Genomic DNA, 15,340 nt, shown 5'->3' on the forward strand with positions numbered 1-15,340 from the left:
TGTCCGCCCCGCCCCGCCGCAGCACTAGGCTGTGACGAATGCGCCTGGGTCGAATCGCCAGCCCCGACGGGGTCGCCTTCGTCAGTATCGAAGGAGACCCGGGGAGTGAAACCGTTCGTGAGATTGCCGAGCATCCGTTCGGCAACCCGACATTCACCGGACGAAGCTGGCCACTGGCCGACGTCCGCCTGCTGGCCCCCATCCTGGCCAGCAAGGTGGTCTGCATGGGCAAGAACTACCTGGCCCATATCGAGGAGATGGGCGGAGACGCCCCGGAGGATCCGGTCATCTTCCTCAAGCCCAACACCGCGATCATCGGCCCCGGCGCGACGATCCAGTTGCCGGCCAACGCCTCACCCGTCCACCACGAGGGGGAACTGGCGGTGGTGATCGGCCGGCCGTGCAAGGACGTCCCGGCCGCTCGCGCCGCCGAGAACATCCTCGGCTACACCATTGCCAACGACGTGTCCGCCCGCGACCAGCAGAAGGCGGACGGGCAGTGGATTCGAGCCAAGGGACACGACACCTTCTGCCCGGTGGGTCCGTGGATCGTCACCGACCTCGACCCGTCCGATCTGGAGATCCGCACCGAAGTCAACGGCCAGGTGCGCCAGCGCAGCCGCACCTCGATGATGATCCACGATATCGGCGCCATCATCGAGTGGATCTCGGCCGTGATGACCCTGCTGCCGGGCGATCTCATCCTCACCGGCACCCCGGAGGGTGTCGGCCCGATCGAGAACGGTGACACCGTCAGCGTCAGCATCGAGGGCATCGGGACGCTGACGAATCCCGTCATTCGGAAAGGCAAGTGATGACAACGGTGCCCAATGCGGCGGTGCGCGTGCGGTTCTGCCCGTCGCCGACCGGTATCCCGCATGTCGGCATGGTGCGTACCGCGCTGTTCAACTGGGCCTACGCGCGCCACACCGGCGGCACCTTCGTCTTCCGGATCGAAGACACCGACGCCCAGCGAGACTCCGAGGAGAGCTATCAGGCTCTGCTGGAGGCGCTGCGCTGGCTCGGCTTGGATTGGGACGAGGGCCCGGAGGTCGGTGGTCCACACGCGCCCTACCGGCAGTCCCAGCGCACGGACATCTACCGCGACGTGGTCGCGGCGCTGCAGGAATCCGGCGAGGCGTATCTGGCCTACTCCACACCCGAGGAAGTCGAAGCACGCCATCTGGCGGCCGGGCGTAACCCCAAGCTGGGCTATGACAATTACGATCGCGATCTGACCGACGAGCAGCGCGCCGACTACGCCGCCGAGGGGCGCAACGCCGTGTTGCGGCTGCGGATGCCCGACACGGACATCAGCTGGCACGACCTCGTCCGGGGGACGACGACGTTCGCGGCCGGCACCGTCCCCGACTTCGCGCTGACCCGCGCGACCGGAGAGCCGTTGTACACCTTGGTCAATCCGGTCGATGACGCGTTAATGAGGATCACCCATGTGCTGCGGGGTGAGGACCTGCTGCCGTCGACGCCACGCCAGATCGCGCTGTACCAAGCCCTGGTGCGAATCGGGGTGGCCGATCGGGTGCCCGAATTCGCCCATTTGCCACCGGTTCTCGGCGAGGGTACCAAGAAGCTGTCCAAACGCGACCCGGAGTCCAACCTCTTCCTGCACCGCGATCGGGGTTTCCTGCCCGAGGGGCTGCTGAACTACCTGGCGCTGCTCGGGTGGGGGATAGCCGAGGACCGCGACATCTTCAGCCTCGATGAGATGGTGGCCGCGTTCGACGTGGTGGACGTCAACTCCAACCCGGCGCGATTTGATCAGAAGAAGGCCGACGCCATCAACGCCGAGCACATTCGCCGGCTCGACGAAGCCGAGTTCACCGCGCGGCTCGCGTCCTACTTCCAGGCGCATGGCCATGACACCGGGCTCGATGCCGCCGGTTTCGCGGTGGCCGCGCAACTGGTGCAGACGCGGATCGTGGTTCTCTCCGATGCCTGGGGCCTGCTGAAGTTCCTCAACGACGGCGCCTACGAGCTGGACCCCAAGGCCGCCGCGAAGGAACTCGGCCCCGAGGCGGCGCCGGTTATCGACGGGGCCATCGCCGCCCTCGAAGCGGTGCCGCAATGGACCACCGCCGGCATCGAGGAGGCGCTCAAGACCGCGCTGCTGGACACCCTCGAGCTGAAGCCGCGTAAGGCGTTCGGACCCATCCGGGTGGCCGCGACGGGGGCCACCGTAAGCCCGCCGCTGTTCGAGTCGCTGGAGCTGCTTGGTCGCGACCGCAGCCTGCACCGATTGCGGTTGGCGCGGGATCAGGCCGGGGTGCTGGAATAAGCCGGTCGAAATCTTTGATAGTGTGCTCGTCGGCCCGCAACCGCAGGGCACGCGGTCTTGATTCCCGGCTCCGCCGGCGTGAAGACCGCTGACCAGCGGTTATCGGAAGCCAATGGGGTATGGTGTAATTGGCAACACAGCTGATTCTGGTTCAGCCATTCTAGGTTCGAGTCCTGGTACCCCAGCAATTTCGTCAGCGCAGATCTCTGAGCTATGCTGACGAACCGGTGCGCCGCAAGGCGCACCACAGATTGGTTCTGGCCCCGTCGTCTAGCGGCCTAGGACGCCGCCCTCTCACGGCGGTAGCGTGGGTTCGAATCCCATCGGGGCTACCAATGCAAGCGGCCCCCGGACACTGTCCGGGGGCCGCTGCTTTTGTCTTGGGGCATCGGTTCGGGGGCGGTGACGATTTCAGACGCCCCCGATTTGTCGGCTCATTGGTCGGGCGCGGTGGACCCGGCCAGCGGCATGGGGGGCAGGCCGAGCTTGCCGTGATCCCAGGAGCGGGTGCGCTTGGTGACGATGCGCACCGCTACGCGCTTGTTCATCATCATGTCGACGGCTGGCTTGAGGTCGTCGGTGTAGGGCCCGTTGTAGCGCTCCCAGACGCTGATGCCGACTTTGAAGATGGTGTCGGGATCCTCGACGATCTCGGCGACCCCTTCGAAGGCCACGCCGCGCAGTGTGTCGTAGGTCATGCCGTCCTCGATGAGAAAGCTCACCCGTGGGTCCCGGCGCAGATTGACCGCCTTCTGGGATTTGGCCTTCGTCTCGACCCAGATCTCACCGTCGATCACGCCGTACCACATGGCGACGAGGTGAGGCTGGCCGTCGGGTCCGATGGTCGCCATGGTTCCGGTCCGGCTGCGTGCCACGAAATCGTCGATCTCGTCGTCGGACATGACGATCTGATTGCGCTGATTGGTTCCCATGGCGTCAGTTTGTCAGGCCGCGCGTGCGCACAGTCGCGGGGATCACAGTCGGCGGGTCAGCGCCTCGGCAGCGGCCAGGAGATCGGCAGCCCACCGGGCTCCGGGACGCCGGCCCATCCGGTCAATCGGCCCGGATACCGAGACGGCGGCGATCACCGCACCGCTGCGGTCACGTACCGGCGCCGAGATGCTGGCCACACCCGGCTCGCGTTCGGCAGCGCTTTGCGCCCAGCCCCGCCGGCGGACCTCGGCCAGGCTGCGTTCGGTGAACGTGGCGCCCGGCAGGACGGCCTGCTGGGTGGCCGAATCGCTGAAGGCCAGCAGCACCTTGGCGCCGGAGCCGGCCGTCATCGGCAGCCGCGCGCCGACGGGCACGGTATCGCGAAGCCCTGCAGGCGGTTCCAGGGCGGCGACGCAGACGCGGGTGCTGCCCTCCCTGCGGTAGAGCTGCACGCTCTCCCCGGTGATCTCCCGAAGCCGGGGCAGCACCGCGGCACCGGCCGCCAGGAGGGGGTCGTTGACCTGGGCCGCCAATTCGGTGACGGCCGGCCCGAGGCGCCAGCGTCCGGCGCTGTCCCGGGCAAGCAGCCGGTGTACTTCCAGGCCGGCGGCGAGCCGGTGCGCGGTGGCCCGTGGCAGCCCGGTGCGCTCGCAGAGTTCGGCCAGCCCGCAGGGGGACTCGGCGATGGAGTGCAGCACGCCCATGGCTTTGTCGAGCACGCCGATGCCGCTATCCTGTCTCATATCTAGATACTACGTTCCCGGAATGTGAGATAGCCAACCTTACGCCCGGGTGGTCGACGAACGAATCGAGAAGTGATGGCCCAGTCCGACAAGCCCAGGACCCTGCCCGAGAAGGTGTGGGGTGACCACGTTGTCGCCGCCGGAGCGGGCAGCGGCGCCTCGCGTGAGCCCGACCTGATCTACATCGACATGCATCTCATTCACGAGGTGACCAGCCCCCAGGCCTTCGACGGCCTGCGGCTGGCTGGCCGGCCGGTGCACCGTCCCGACCTCACCATCGCCACCGAGGACCACAACGTGCCGACGGTCGACATCGACAAGCCGATCGCCGACCCGATCTCACGCACCCAGGTGGAGACGCTGCGGCGCAACTGCGCCGAATTCGGAATCCGCCTGCACTCGATGGGCGATGCCGAGCAAGGCATCGTGCACGTGATGGGCCCGCAATTGGGGCTCACCCAGCCGGGGATGACGATTGTGTGTGGCGATAGTCATACCTCCACCCACGGCGCGTTCGGTGCCCTGGCGATGGGCATCGGCACCTCTGAGGTCGAGCATGTACTTGCCACCCAGACACTTCCGCTGCGGCCGTTCAAGACCATGGCGGTCAATGTCGATGGACCGCTGCCGCGCGGTGTGAGTGCCAAGGACATCATCTTGGCGGTGATCGCCAAGATCGGCACCGGCGGGGGTCAGGGGTACGTCATCGAATACCGCGGCAGCACCATCGAATCGCTGTCGATGGAAGCCCGGATGACGATCTGCAACATGAGCATCGAGGCGGGTGCCCGCGCCGGGATGGTGGCTCCCGACGAGATCACCTACGAATTCCTGCGCGGACGTCCCTACGCTCCGGCGGGTGCGGACTGGGATGCGGCTGTCGACGCCTGGGAGCGGCTCAAAACCGACGAGGGGGCGGAATTCGACGCCGAGGTCTACATCGACGCAACGACACTGACCCCGTTTGTGACATGGGGCACCAATCCCGGCCAGGGTGTCCCGTTGGGCGATGCGGTTCCGGACCCGGAGCTGATGACCAGCGATTCGGAGCGCCAGTCCGCGGAGAAGGCGTTGGCCTACATGGACCTTCGCCCGGGCACTCCCATGCGCGAGGTGCCGGTAGATGCGGTATTCGTCGGCTCGTGCACTAACGGCCGCATCGAAGACCTGCGGGTGGTGGCCGAGGTGTTGCGTGGCCGCACGATCGCCGACGGAGTGCGGATGCTGGTCGTGCCCGGCTCGATGCGGGTCCGGGCACAGGCCGAATCCGAAGGGCTGGGGGAGATCTTCACCGCGGCCGGCGCTGAGTGGCGCCAGGCCGGATGTTCGATGTGCCTGGGGATGAACCCCGACCAGCTGGCGGTCGGCGAGCGCTGTGCGTCGACGTCCAACCGGAATTTCGAAGGCAGGCAGGGCAAAGGCAGCCGGACGCATCTGGTGTCTCCGGCCGTCGCCGCGGCCACCGCGGTGCGTGGAACGTTGTCCTCACCTGCCGATCTCGATAACTAGACGACCTGCCAAGGAGTTCACAATGGAGCCATTTCACACCCACACCGGGATCGGCGTTCCGTTGCGCCGGTCCAATGTCGACACCGATCAGATCATTCCCGCCGTGTATTTGAAGCGGGTAACCCGAACAGGTTTCGAGGACGGGCTGTTCGCCGCCTGGCGCGCAGATCCTTCATTCATTCTCAATCTGAGCCCCTTCGATCGGGGTTCGGTTTTGGTCGCCGGACCCGATTTCGGCACCGGGTCGTCGCGGGAGCATGCCGTCTGGGCGCTCATGGACTACGGATTCCGGGTGGTCATCTCGTCCCGATTCGCCGACATCTTTCGCGGCAATGCGGGCAAGGCGGGGCTGTTGGCGGCCGAAGTCGCTCAGGATGATGTCGAACTGCTCTGGAAGCTGATCGAGCAGAATCCCGGCCTGGAAATCACTGTGAATCTTCAAGATCGAAATATCACCGCGGGAACGGCCGTGGTGCCGTTCACGATTGACGATTACACCGCCTGGCGGCTGCTGGAGGGGCTCGACGATATAGGCCTTACGCTGCGGAAACTCCCCGAAATCGAAGCCTTCGAGAGTAGTAGACCCCGGTGGAAGCCACGCGTATCGGCGACCGGCTGAACGGTGCGGGACGCTGAATTCCCGCACTGAAAGGGGGGTTCAGGCCCCCTCGAATCACCGCCCTAGGGCGGCAAGCGGATTGCTGAAATCCTCCTAAGTCGTTCCTGAAATTGGGCGTGGCTCTTGGAAATCTGCAGCACAAGGGTTTACCGTGTTGTGCAGTCGGTCCAAAGTGGACCACTGGCTTCGGAGGAATTGAATGAACAAAGCAGAGCTCATCGACGTACTCACGGAGAAATTGGGCTCAGATCGTCGGCAGGCAACTCTGGCGGTGGAGAACGTCGTCGACACCATTGTGCGCGCGGTGCACAAGGGCGACAGCGTGACCATCACCGGCTTCGGCGTTTTCGAGCAGCGGCGTCGTGCCGCCCGTGTCGCGCGCAATCCGCGCACCGGCGAAACCGTCAAGGTCAAGCCGACTTCCGTTCCCGCTTTCCGTCCCGGCGCTCAGTTCAAGGCTGTTGTTTCCGGTGCGCAGAAGCTTCCGGCCGAAGGCCCGGCCGTCAAGCGCGGTGCCGTCGCCGGTCCCGTTAAGAAGGCCGCTGCCAAGAAGGCCGTTCGCAAGGCGGTCGTGAAGAAGGCCCCCGCGAAGGCCCCGGTCAAGAAGGCCGCGCCGGTGAAGAAGGCCGCGCCGGTGAAGAAGGCCGCGCCGGTGAAGAAGGCTGCGCCGGTGAAGAAGGCTGCGCCGGTGAAGAAGGCTGCGCCGGTGAAGAAGGCTGCGCCGGCCAAGAAGGCTGCGCCGGCCAAGAAGGCTGCGCCGGCCAAGAAGGCTGCGCCGGCCAAGAAGGCCGCGCCGGTGAAGAAGGCTGCGCCGGCCAAGAAGGCCGCGCCCGCCAAGAAAGCTCCGGCCAAGAAGGGCCGTCGCTAAAGTTCAGAAGGTGAATACGCCGCGGGCCCAGCGCCCGCGGCGTATTCGCGTGTCTGGGGCCGTTAACCGATCGTCGTGGCGTCCGTCACCGGAGTCCTTCGGCGGGACCGGTGACGTCATGCCTTAGTGGCGAGCGCATTGTCGATGTAGTCGGCGGCGATGATCCGGCCGCCCTCCAATGACAGCACCCAGGTGCTGCCCTTGCGGTTGCGCGACTTGTCCGGCTTGCCGGTATCGCGCCACCAGGCGAGCAGGTAGGGAATCACCTTGCCCTGCGTGCAGATGACCGGTGTGCCGCCCCGCGAGGCGATCTCGGCAACGCGGTTGTGCGCGGTGTCCGGGTCGCTCGCGTACGCCTCTTCGGTGAGGCAGGGTTCCGAGGTGATCGCCACGCCGAGTTCCTGTGCCAGCGGCTCGACTGTCTGGACGCAACGCGTCCGGTCGGCGGCATAGATGTTGGTGGCCCCGAATGCCATCAGCTGTCCGGCCAGCGACTCGGCCTGCGCGCGACCGTTCTTGTCCAAGGGGCGGTTCCGGTCGTCACCTTTGTAGCGTGACTTGATCCCCGCGGTGCCATGGCGAACGATCAATACGGTCTGGGTGTCGGCGGGATGGGTGATGAAGGACGCGAGTACATCCCGGTCATGGGGATAGGTAAGCCTTTCCGACGCTTCGGCGATCGGTAACCACTCCAGACGGTCGACCTCGTCGCCCGGGACGAAGTCGCCACCCAGTGCGCGAGCCGCCCAGTAATGCACCGTCTTGTGGCCTTGCGGAATCTGGTAGTGGGTCTGGATCAGGCGACGGCCAAGGTGCGATCGCTGGCCGGTCTCTTCCCATATCTCGCGCACCGCGGCCACCGGCTCGTTCTCGCCGGGATCGACTTTGCCTTTGGGCAGGGACCAATCGTCGTACCGGGGGCGGTGAATCATCGCCAGGTGTGGTTCACCGGTATCAGGGTCGGGTCGCCACAGTGCCGCACCCGCCGCGACCACGCGCTGGGGTTTAGTTCCCGCCTTCTTGGTCGATACCTTCTTCGTCGATTTGGTCTTCGAGCTGTCACGTGACGCTCTCTTGGCCACCTCAACTCCCGCAAGTCAATTCGGGTCCATGCCAGGGCAGAACCGTGGTTGGTCGCTTCGGACAGGGCACTCAGTGCTGCCGGTGGAGCTCCATCAGCCACACCTGGTGATCGCGGACTTGTCGACCGTCTTGCGGAGACGCCGTCCAGCGGCCTTCGGGGCCGAGTTCCCAGCACCGCGTCGAGGGATCCATAGCCGACTCGAACACCTCATCGAGATAGCTGGTGAGCCGGGGGTCCTTGACCTGCGCGAGAACTTCGACGCGGCGGTCCAGGTTGCGGTGCATCATGTCGGCGCTGCCGATGAAGACCTCGTCAATGGCACGGAATTGGAAGACTCGCGAGTGCTCCAGGAAACGGCCGAGGATCGAGCGGACGACGATGTTGTCCGAGTAACCTTCGGCACCCGGCTTGAGCGCACAGATACCGCGCACGACGACCTCGACGCGCACGCCGGCCTGCGATGCCCGGTACAGCGCGTCGATGACTTGTTCGTCGACAAGGGCGTTGGCCTTCAGCCGGATCCGGCCGTTGCCGCTTTCGCGGTGCGCGGCGATCTCGAGGTCGATGCGCTCGATGATGCCCCGGCGCACGCCGTACGGCGCCACCAGCAGATTGCGGTAGCTCACCTTGCGCGAGTAGCCCGTCAGCGAGTTGAAGAGGTCGGTCAGGTCGGCCCCGATGTCGGGGGAGGCCGTCAGCAGGCCGACGTCTTCGTAGAGCCGGGCAGTCTTGGGGTTGTAGTTTCCGGTGCCGATATGGCAGTAGCGACGAATCGTCGAGCCTTCGCGGCGGACCACCAGGCAGGTCTTGCAGTGGGTTTTCAGCCCGATCAACCCGTAGACCACATGCACGCCCGCATCTTCGAGCTGGCGAGCCCACTTGATGTTGGCCTGCTCGTCGAAGCGGGCCTTGAGCTCGACGAGGGCGACCACCTGCTTGCCGGCCTGGGCGGCGTCGATGAGCGCGTTGACGATCGGGGAGTCGCCCGACGTCCGGTAGAGGGTCTGCTTGATCGCCAACACATTCGGATCCGCGGCGGCCTGCTCGATGAAGCGCTGCACGCTCGTGGAGAACGAGTCATACGGGTGGTGGACGAGGACGTCACCATCTCGGAGCGTCGAAAAAATACTCTTGGGCGTCTCGCGTTCCCCGAAGGCCGGGTGCGTTGCCGGGACAAAGGGCCGATCCTTGAGAGCCGGGCGGTCGACTCCGTAGATCTGCCACAACGACGAAAGATCCAGCAGCCCCGGCACGTGAACCACGTCACCGGGATCGACGTCGAGTTCGCGCAGCAGCAGTTCGAGCATGTGCTCGGTCATATCGCCGGCGATCTCGAGCCGGACCGGGGAGCCGAACCGCCGGCGGGCGAGTTCGCGCTCCAGCGCCTGGAGTAGATCCTCGTCGCGGTCTTCCTCGACCTGCATGTCGGCGTTGCGGGTGATACGGAAGACGTGGTGCTCGACGATCTCCATCCCGGGGAACAGCACCGGCAGGAACGCCGCGATGAGTTCTTCGGTGGGCAGGAACCGCACCACCTCGGTTTCCCCGTCGGTTTGCTTGAGTTCCACGAATCGGTCGACGTTGTCGGGCACCTTGATCCGGGCGAAGTGCTCGCCGCCGTCGTCGGGGGACTTCACCGTGATCGCGAGGTTCAGGCTCAGCCCGCTGACGAACGGGAACGGATGCGCCGGATCGACGGCGAGCGGGGTGAGGACCGGGAACACCTGCTCGTGAAAGTACGTCGACAACTGGCTGCGCTCGGCATCAGTGAGGTCGCCCCACGTGATGATGCGGATGCCTTCTTCGGCCAGTGCGGGACGCACCGACTCGAGGAACACCTGGGCGTGGCGGGTGGAGATCTGCTGGGTGCGCTCGCCGATGCGGCGCAGCTGCTCACGGGGGGACAGCCCGTCGGCCGAACGCACCGACAGCCCCATCTCGTCGCGGCGCTTGAGCCCGGCCACCCGGACCATGTAGAACTCGTCGAGATTGGAGGCGAAGATCGCCAGGAACTTCGCCCGCTCCAGCAGGGGTAGCGAGGTGTCGGCGGCCAGCGCGAGCACCCGGGCGTTGAAGTCCAGCCAGCTCAGCTCGCGGTTCAGATACCGGTTATCGGGCAGCGTGTCCTCGACGGCGGCCGCCGTAGCCGCGGGTGGAGCCTCCGGCGCAGCGTCACCGGGCTGCCAGTAGTCGTCCGTGGAGCGCGCGTCGGTTTCGGTCTCGGTCACATAGGCGATCATCCCTCATCGTCGGCGCTCGCGGACGCCGGCAGTCGAAAGTCGATCGTCGTTCAGGCGTTGTTAACCGTCGGCGTCACCCGATTGCCCTGGCTGTTGCCGCCCCGACACCGAGAAGCCGCGCTGCGTGCAGGTCCTCGACGGTGTCGATATCGCAGCGCAGGCCCGGCCAGGCCCCGGTCAGCTCCACCGCTCCGGAATCGCGGTGTCGGCGTGCCGAATCAGCTCCGAGCAGTGGATCCAGGGGAGTGCCGAATGCGAACAATGCCGCGGTCCCGCTGGCGTGGCGGTCGGCGACGAAACTGCGCCGGTGCAGTCGCGCCTGTGCTAACGCCGCACCCAGCTCGCGGGTCTGCAGAGCCGGCAGGTCCCCTTGGAGCACAACGGTATTGGTGATGTTGGTGGCAACACTGGCCCATGCGAGCCGCACCGCGGTGTTGAGCGGGTCTGGCTCGGTGGGCGGCGTCGTGTCGGGGATGACCACCGCGCCGAGCTCACGGGCGGCCGCGGCCGCCGTCTCGTCGGGCGTGACGACGGTGATCGACCGCACCGCACTGACCGCGCGGGCCGCTGTGATCGTGTCGACCAGCATCGCGAGCACGACCTGCTCGCGGGTGGCGGCGGAGAACACCGGTGCCAGTCGGGTCTTGGCCGCCGACAGGCGCTTGACCGCAATGATCACGCCGATATCGGCCGCGCCGCTCATGTTCACCATCCTTCCAGCGTCGATCGGCCCGGTTGCATTCCTGGTGCTGGCGCAGGTTTGTGGCTGCTGGCCGAGAAGTTGAGGTGCGTTACGTTAATCACCATGACCAGCTCGGTGGGGACTGCCACGGTGATGGGGGCCGGGGCCTGGGGAACAGCGCTGGCCAAGGTGCTGGCCGACGCCGGCTCCGAGGTGCGGCTGTGGGCCCGCCGCGCCGAGGTGGCCCAGGAGATCAACGGCAGCCATACCAACACTCCCTACCTGCCCGGCGTCGCGCTACCCGCTGCCGTGCGGGCCACCACCGACGCCGCCGAAGCCCTCGACGGTGTCACGACCGTGCTGCTGGGCGTCCCATCCCAGACGATGCGTGCCAACCTCGAACACTGGCGGGGTTTCCTCACCCCCGGCGCCACCCTGGTCAGCCTGGCCAAGGGCATCGAACTGGGCAGCCTCATGCGGATGAGCCAGGTTATCGCCCAGGTCACGGGCGTCGACTCCAGTCAGGTCGCGGTGGTGTCCGGACCCAACCTGGCCGCCGAGATCGCCGACGAACAACCCGCTGCGACCGTGGTGGCCTGCACCGACTCCGGCCGGGCGGTGGCCCTGCAGCGCGCGCTGAGCACCGGCTATTTCCGGCCGTACACCAATGCCGACGTCATCGGCACCGAGATCGGTGGGGCGTGCAAGAACGTCATCGCGCTGGCCTGCGGGATGGCCGCCGGGGTGGGGCTGGGCGAGAACACCGCGGCCGCGATCATCACCCGCGGCCTGGCCGAGATCATGCGACTCGGGATCGCGGTGGGCGCCAAGTCCGCGACGCTGGCCGGCCTGGCCGGGGTGGGCGACCTGGTTGCCACCTGCACGTCGCCGTACTCGCGCAACCGCAGCTTCGGTGAACGGCTCGGCCGGGGCGACACCCTCGACGCCGCCCAGCGCGCCGCCGACGGACACGTCGCCGAAGGCGTCACCTCGTGCGAGTCGATCCTGGCCCTGGCCTCCAGTTATGACGTGGAGATGCCGCTCACCGACGCGGTGCACCGGGTGTGCCACAAGGGGCTATCCGTCGATCAGGCCGTGGTTCTGCTGCTCGGGCGCAGCACCAAACCGGAATGATGATCCGATGAGCCAGGACTGCGGCGATTCCACCCGCGCTGTCAAAGCCACCGGCACCGAGCCGATTCCGGGTCGGCCGGTCGGGCCGGCTCCGGTCCTGGCGTCGGCCTTCCACCTCTCCCCGGACGAGGGCAGCGAGCAGGACACCTACGGGCGCGGTTCCAACCCCACCTGGCGAAGGCTCGAGTCGGCGCTGGCCCAGTTGGAAACTGCGGACACCGCACTGAGCTTCGGGTCCGGGATGGCGGCCATCACCGCCGCGCTCCGAGCCACGGCCAAACCCGGTTCGGTACTGGTGGTGCCGGCCGACGGCTACTACCAGGTGCGCCGCTATGCCACCGAATACCTTGCGCCCCTTGGTGTCACGGTGCGTGAGGCGAGGGCCTCGGAGATCTATGACGCGGCCGATGGCGCCGATGTGGTGCTGGCCGAAACCCCCACAAATCCCGCGCTGGACGTGGTGGACCTGGGCCGGTTGGTCCGGATCTGCCGTGCCGGCGGCGGGCGACTCCTGGTCGACAACACCACCGCCACACCGCTGGGCCAGCAACCGCTGTCACTGGGCGCCGATCTGGTGGTGGCCAGCGCCACCAAGGCGCTGTCCGGGCATAGCGACCTGCTGGCCGGCTACGCCGCAGGCAGCGACCCCGACTTGATGGCGGCGCTGGAACGAGAGCGGCTGCTGTCCGGGGCGATCCTGGGCTCCTTCGACGCCTGGCTGCTGCTGCGCAGCGTGGGCAGCGTCGGCTTGCGCTTCGAGCGGCAGTGCCACAACGCGCTCGCACTGGCCACCGCCCTGCAGAGCCACCCCAAGGTGGCCTTCGTGCGGTACCCGGGTCTGCCCGACGACCCGTCTCATCCGGTGGCCGTCGCGCAGATGCGCCGATTCGGCGGACTGGTCTCGATCGGACTGGCCGACGCCGCGGCGGTGCACGCCCTGGTCGAGCACAGCGATCTGCTGGTGGCCTCGACCAGCTTCGGCGGCCTGCACACCTCGGTGGACCGGCGGGCGCGCTGGGGTGACCCGGTCGGCGACGGGTTTGCCCGGATCTCGGCGGGAATCGAGGACACCGATGACCTGCTCGCCGACGTCATCGGCACACTCGACGCGGTGTGAACCCCGAAAGGCCTGTTCACGGCGTCGGATCGTGCTGGAAAGCCCCGGGCTGTAGCCTCTCTAGGTTGTGACTTCGCGCCTGCCCTCCGAGGGGTCTCGCATCCGTGTCGCCGTCGTCTACGGGGGCCGCAGCTCCGAGCACGCCATTTCCTGCGTGTCGGCGGGCAGCATCCTGCGCAACCTCGACCCGCAACGATTTGAGGTCGTTGCCGTCGGGATCACCCCGCACGGCTCCTGGGTACTGACCGACGCGCGGCCAGAGACCCTGGCGATCACCGACCGGCAGCTGCCGGAGGTGAGCGGGGAATCCGGTACCGCGCTGGCGTTGTCCGCCGACCCGCTGCGCCGCGGCCAGCTGGTGTCGCTGGGTCAGGCGACCGGTGAGGTGCTGGCCTCGGTTGACGTGGTCTTCCCGATCCTGCACGGCCCCTACGGCGAAGACGGCACCATCCAGGGCCTGCTGGAGCTGGCTGGAGTGCCTTATGTGGGCGCCGGGGTATTCGCCAGTGCGGCGGGCATGGACAAGGAATTCACCAAGAAACTGTTTGCCGCCGAGGGGCTGCCGATCGGTGACCATGTGGTGCTGCGGCCTCGGCAGGCCGCTCCCACGTTGGACGAGATTGAGCGACTCGGCTTTCCGATGTTCGTCAAACCCGCCCGCGGCGGTTCGTCGATCGGGGTCAGCCGGGTCAGCAACGCCGACGAACTGCCGGCCGCCATCGCCGATGCCAGACAGCACGATCCGAAGGTGATCATCGAAGCGGCGATTCTGGGCCGTGAACTCGAGTGCGGCGTGCTCGAATTCCCGGATGGATCAATCAAAGCCAGCGCTATCGGCGAGATCCGGGTGGCCGGCGTGCAGGGGCGCGATGACGGCTTCTACGACTTCGCCACCAAGTACCTCGACGACGGTGCGGAGTTGGATGTGCCGGCCGAGATCGATGACGATGTTGCAGATGAGTTGCGCGACTTGGCTGTTCGGGCGTTCAATGCGCTGGATTGTCAGGGCCTGGCCCGGGTCGATTTCTTCCTGACCGACCAGGGCCCAGTGGTCAACGAGATCAACACCATGCCGGGGTTCACCACCATCTCGATGTACCCGCGGATGTGGGCGGCCAGTGGCATCGACTACCCGACGCTGGTGGGCACGATGGTCGAGACCGCGCTGGCTCGCGGCACGGGCCTGCGTTGAAGCCTGGTCAGCGCGGGGGATTCGGGCTGATCGCGACCTCGGGCATGGTGCGCGCGATCGCATCCGACAACGCCTGGATCGGCGTCGGCCCGGACTGCTGGGGCAGCGTCAGCGCCACGTAGACCGGCCGATCGACACTGACCCACGTGCTGCGGTCGGTAGCGGGATCGTCGACCCGGAACCACTGCACCTGGTTGACCATCTGGATGGGCGAGCCGATCACGAACTCGGCGGGCCGGTCCACCCCGCACCGCAGGATCACCGGCTCGCCGTCGGCCCCGGCGCGCCAGGCCGCCGCGCCGGCCGGGGTGGGTTCGGCGGCCGCGACGCGGTCGAAGTCCCCGAGACGGTCGGGCAGGGCGTCGAGCAGGGCCCGGCAGGTCGAGGAGTCGGCGTTGGGGGCCGGTACCGACGCGATGACAACCGGCTGTACCGGAGCGCGGCGGGTGGCCGCGATGGCGAGCACGGCACCAATTGCTGCCACGGCCACCACCAGGGCGGCGATCAGCACGGCGCGCGGCGGACCGTCCGACGTGGGGGGCTCGGCCGGAGGGGGAACGGGTTCGGTCATCGGTCGGGCGAAGGCCGTTCAGCCAGCATCGGCGATGGGGCAGGTCAGTGTGCGGGTGATTCCGGTGATCTGCTGGACGCTGGGCACGACGGCGGCGGTGAGGGCGTCCTCGGTGGCCGCGCTGATCCGTGCCACCACGTCGTAGGGGCCGGTGACGTACTCCGAGGACAGCACCCCGGGCAGCGCGGCGACCTGCTTGGCGACGACCTCGGCGCGGCCGACCTCGGTCTGGATCAGCATGTAGGCCTCCACCACCCGTCGTCTCCTCGTCTCGGTGTTCGTCGGGTGCGGTGTCGCCCCGCCTACACTGGCGTGTTCGTGGGTCCTGACCCGCGCCGGTGAGCGGCCAGGA

At 67.2% G+C, this 15,340-nt stretch carries 15 protein-coding genes and 2 tRNA genes; 10 read left to right on the forward strand and 7 right to left on the reverse strand.

Going from position 1 to position 15,340, the window contains the following annotated elements; all coding sequences use genetic code 11:
* Positions 1-38 precede the first annotated feature (38 nt).
* From ADBZ9K_RS16270 to ADBZ9K_RS16285, 4 genes are all read left to right on the forward strand, one after another.
* Complete coding sequence (locus ADBZ9K_RS16270; protein ID WP_526622172.1) at positions 39-815, forward strand: fumarylacetoacetate hydrolase family protein; 777 nt, start codon at positions 39-41, stop codon at positions 813-815.
* Positions 815-2,296, forward strand: coding sequence for a glutamate--tRNA ligase (gltX, locus tag ADBZ9K_RS16275; RefSeq protein ID WP_526622174.1), 1,482 nt, complete (start codon positions 815-817; stop codon positions 2,294-2,296). The genes ADBZ9K_RS16270 and gltX overlap by 1 nt, the downstream gene beginning before the upstream one ends.
* Before the next feature lie 113 nt (positions 2,297-2,409).
* Positions 2,410-2,481: transfer RNA gene (locus ADBZ9K_RS16280), tRNA-Gln, on the forward strand.
* A 74-nt stretch (positions 2,482-2,555) separates the two neighbouring features.
* A tRNA-Glu gene (locus ADBZ9K_RS16285) sits at positions 2,556-2,631 on the forward strand.
* Positions 2,632-2,730: 99 nt separating this feature from the next.
* Here the strand turns inward: ADBZ9K_RS16285 and ADBZ9K_RS16290 are convergent.
* Positions 2,731-3,228, reverse strand: a complete 498-nt coding sequence (locus tag ADBZ9K_RS16290; RefSeq protein WP_526622176.1) for a PPOX class F420-dependent oxidoreductase — start codon at positions 3,226-3,228, stop codon at positions 2,731-2,733.
* Positions 3,229-3,270: 42 nt separating this feature from the next.
* Positions 3,271-3,972, reverse strand: a complete 702-nt coding sequence (locus tag ADBZ9K_RS16295) for an IclR family transcriptional regulator (RefSeq protein ID WP_526622178.1) — start codon at positions 3,970-3,972, stop codon at positions 3,271-3,273.
* Positions 3,973-4,047: 75 nt separating this feature from the next.
* On the opposite strand from ADBZ9K_RS16295, the gene leuC reads away from it, so the two are divergent.
* The 3 genes from leuC (at position 4,048) to ADBZ9K_RS16310 (ending at position 6,968) form a co-directional block, all read left to right on the forward strand.
* Positions 4,048-5,481 carry a 3-isopropylmalate dehydratase large subunit gene (gene leuC / locus ADBZ9K_RS16300; protein ID WP_526622179.1) on the forward strand — a complete coding sequence of 478 codons (1,434 nt, stop codon included), beginning with the start codon at positions 4,048-4,050 and terminating at the stop codon, positions 5,479-5,481.
* 22 nt (positions 5,482-5,503) lie between these two features.
* Entirely contained in the window at positions 5,504-6,100 is a 597-nt protein-coding gene (gene leuD / locus ADBZ9K_RS16305) for a 3-isopropylmalate dehydratase small subunit (RefSeq protein ID WP_526622181.1), read from the forward strand.
* Between the two features lie 199 nt (positions 6,101-6,299).
* Positions 6,300-6,968, forward strand: a complete 669-nt coding sequence (locus ADBZ9K_RS16310; protein ID WP_526622183.1) for an HU family DNA-binding protein — start codon at positions 6,300-6,302, stop codon at positions 6,966-6,968.
* A 116-nt stretch (positions 6,969-7,084) separates the two neighbouring features.
* On the opposite strand, the gene mutT1 is transcribed toward ADBZ9K_RS16310, so the two are convergent.
* The 3 genes from mutT1 to cofC all read right to left on the reverse strand — a co-directional run bounded on the left by mutT1 (position 7,085) and on the right by cofC (position 10,995).
* Complete coding sequence (gene mutT1 / locus ADBZ9K_RS16315) at positions 7,085-7,963, reverse strand: 8-oxo-(d)GTP phosphatase MutT1 (RefSeq protein ID WP_526622185.1); 879 nt, start codon at positions 7,961-7,963, stop codon at positions 7,085-7,087.
* A gap of 157 nt (positions 7,964-8,120) precedes the next feature.
* Entirely contained in the window at positions 8,121-10,292 is a 2,172-nt protein-coding gene (locus tag ADBZ9K_RS16320) for an RNA degradosome polyphosphate kinase (RefSeq protein ID WP_526622187.1), read from the reverse strand.
* Between the two features lie 73 nt (positions 10,293-10,365).
* Positions 10,366-10,995 (reverse strand): 2-phospho-L-lactate guanylyltransferase, encoded by a 630-nt coding sequence (gene cofC / locus ADBZ9K_RS16325; RefSeq protein WP_526622189.1) that lies wholly within the window; start codon positions 10,993-10,995, stop codon positions 10,366-10,368.
* Positions 10,996-11,097: 102 nt separating this feature from the next.
* Between cofC and ADBZ9K_RS16330 the strand changes: the two genes are divergently transcribed.
* From ADBZ9K_RS16330 to ADBZ9K_RS16340, 3 genes are all read left to right on the forward strand, one after another.
* Positions 11,098-12,108: an NAD(P)H-dependent glycerol-3-phosphate dehydrogenase gene (locus ADBZ9K_RS16330; RefSeq protein ID WP_526622191.1), complete on the forward strand. Its 1,011-nt coding sequence runs from the start codon at positions 11,098-11,100 to the stop codon at positions 12,106-12,108.
* A 7-nt stretch (positions 12,109-12,115) separates the two neighbouring features.
* A complete protein-coding gene (locus ADBZ9K_RS16335) occupies positions 12,116-13,225 on the forward strand; it encodes a cystathionine gamma-lyase (RefSeq protein ID WP_526622193.1) in 1,110 nt (369 codons plus the stop codon).
* Positions 13,226-13,304: 79 nt separating this feature from the next.
* A complete protein-coding gene (locus ADBZ9K_RS16340) occupies positions 13,305-14,417 on the forward strand; it encodes a D-alanine--D-alanine ligase family protein (RefSeq protein ID WP_526622709.1) in 1,113 nt (370 codons plus the stop codon).
* A 7-nt stretch (positions 14,418-14,424) separates the two neighbouring features.
* Here ADBZ9K_RS16340 and ADBZ9K_RS16345 read toward each other — a convergent pair whose 3' ends face one another.
* Both ADBZ9K_RS16345 and ADBZ9K_RS16350 read right to left on the reverse strand, forming a co-directional pair.
* Complete coding sequence (locus tag ADBZ9K_RS16345; protein ID WP_526622194.1) at positions 14,425-14,988, reverse strand: DUF3515 family protein; 564 nt, start codon at positions 14,986-14,988, stop codon at positions 14,425-14,427.
* A gap of 18 nt (positions 14,989-15,006) precedes the next feature.
* A complete protein-coding gene (locus tag ADBZ9K_RS16350) occupies positions 15,007-15,243 on the reverse strand; it encodes an Lrp/AsnC ligand binding domain-containing protein (protein WP_526622196.1) in 237 nt (78 codons plus the stop codon).
* Positions 15,244-15,340: the final 97 nt, after the last annotated feature.

This window comes from Mycobacterium sp. (assembly GCF_965229265.1).
Taxonomy (GTDB): domain Bacteria; phylum Actinomycetota; class Actinomycetes; order Mycobacteriales; family Mycobacteriaceae; genus Mycobacterium.

What these genes read in the sequence shown, in the direction of transcription:
- ADBZ9K_RS16345 (WP_526622194.1), bottom strand. Translation starts at nt 14,988, where the DNA reads ATGACCGAACCCGTTCCCCCTCCGGCCGAGCCCCCCACGTCGGACGGT.
- ADBZ9K_RS16295 (WP_526622178.1), bottom strand. Translation starts at nt 3,972, where the DNA reads ATGAGACAGGATAGCGGCATCGGCGTGCTCGACAAAGCCATGGGCGTG.
- leuC (WP_526622179.1), top strand. Translation starts at nt 4,048, where the DNA reads ATGGCCCAGTCCGACAAGCCCAGGACCCTGCCCGAGAAGGTGTGGGGT.
- ADBZ9K_RS16320 (WP_526622187.1), bottom strand. Translation starts at nt 10,292, where the DNA reads ATGATCGCCTATGTGACCGAGACCGAAACCGACGCGCGCTCCACGGAC.
- ADBZ9K_RS16330 (WP_526622191.1), top strand. Translation starts at nt 11,098, where the DNA reads ATGACCAGCTCGGTGGGGACTGCCACGGTGATGGGGGCCGGGGCCTGG.
- ADBZ9K_RS16270 (WP_526622172.1), top strand. Translation starts at nt 39, where the DNA reads ATGCGCCTGGGTCGAATCGCCAGCCCCGACGGGGTCGCCTTCGTCAGT.
- leuD (WP_526622181.1), top strand. Translation starts at nt 5,504, where the DNA reads ATGGAGCCATTTCACACCCACACCGGGATCGGCGTTCCGTTGCGCCGG.
- ADBZ9K_RS16335 (WP_526622193.1), top strand. Translation starts at nt 12,116, where the DNA reads ATGAGCCAGGACTGCGGCGATTCCACCCGCGCTGTCAAAGCCACCGGC.
- ADBZ9K_RS16290 (WP_526622176.1), bottom strand. Translation starts at nt 3,228, where the DNA reads ATGGGAACCAATCAGCGCAATCAGATCGTCATGTCCGACGACGAGATC.
- ADBZ9K_RS16310 (WP_526622183.1), top strand. Translation starts at nt 6,300, where the DNA reads ATGAACAAAGCAGAGCTCATCGACGTACTCACGGAGAAATTGGGCTCA.
- gltX (WP_526622174.1), top strand. Translation starts at nt 815, where the DNA reads ATGACAACGGTGCCCAATGCGGCGGTGCGCGTGCGGTTCTGCCCGTCG.
- cofC (WP_526622189.1), bottom strand. Translation starts at nt 10,995, where the DNA reads ATGAGCGGCGCGGCCGATATCGGCGTGATCATTGCGGTCAAGCGCCTG.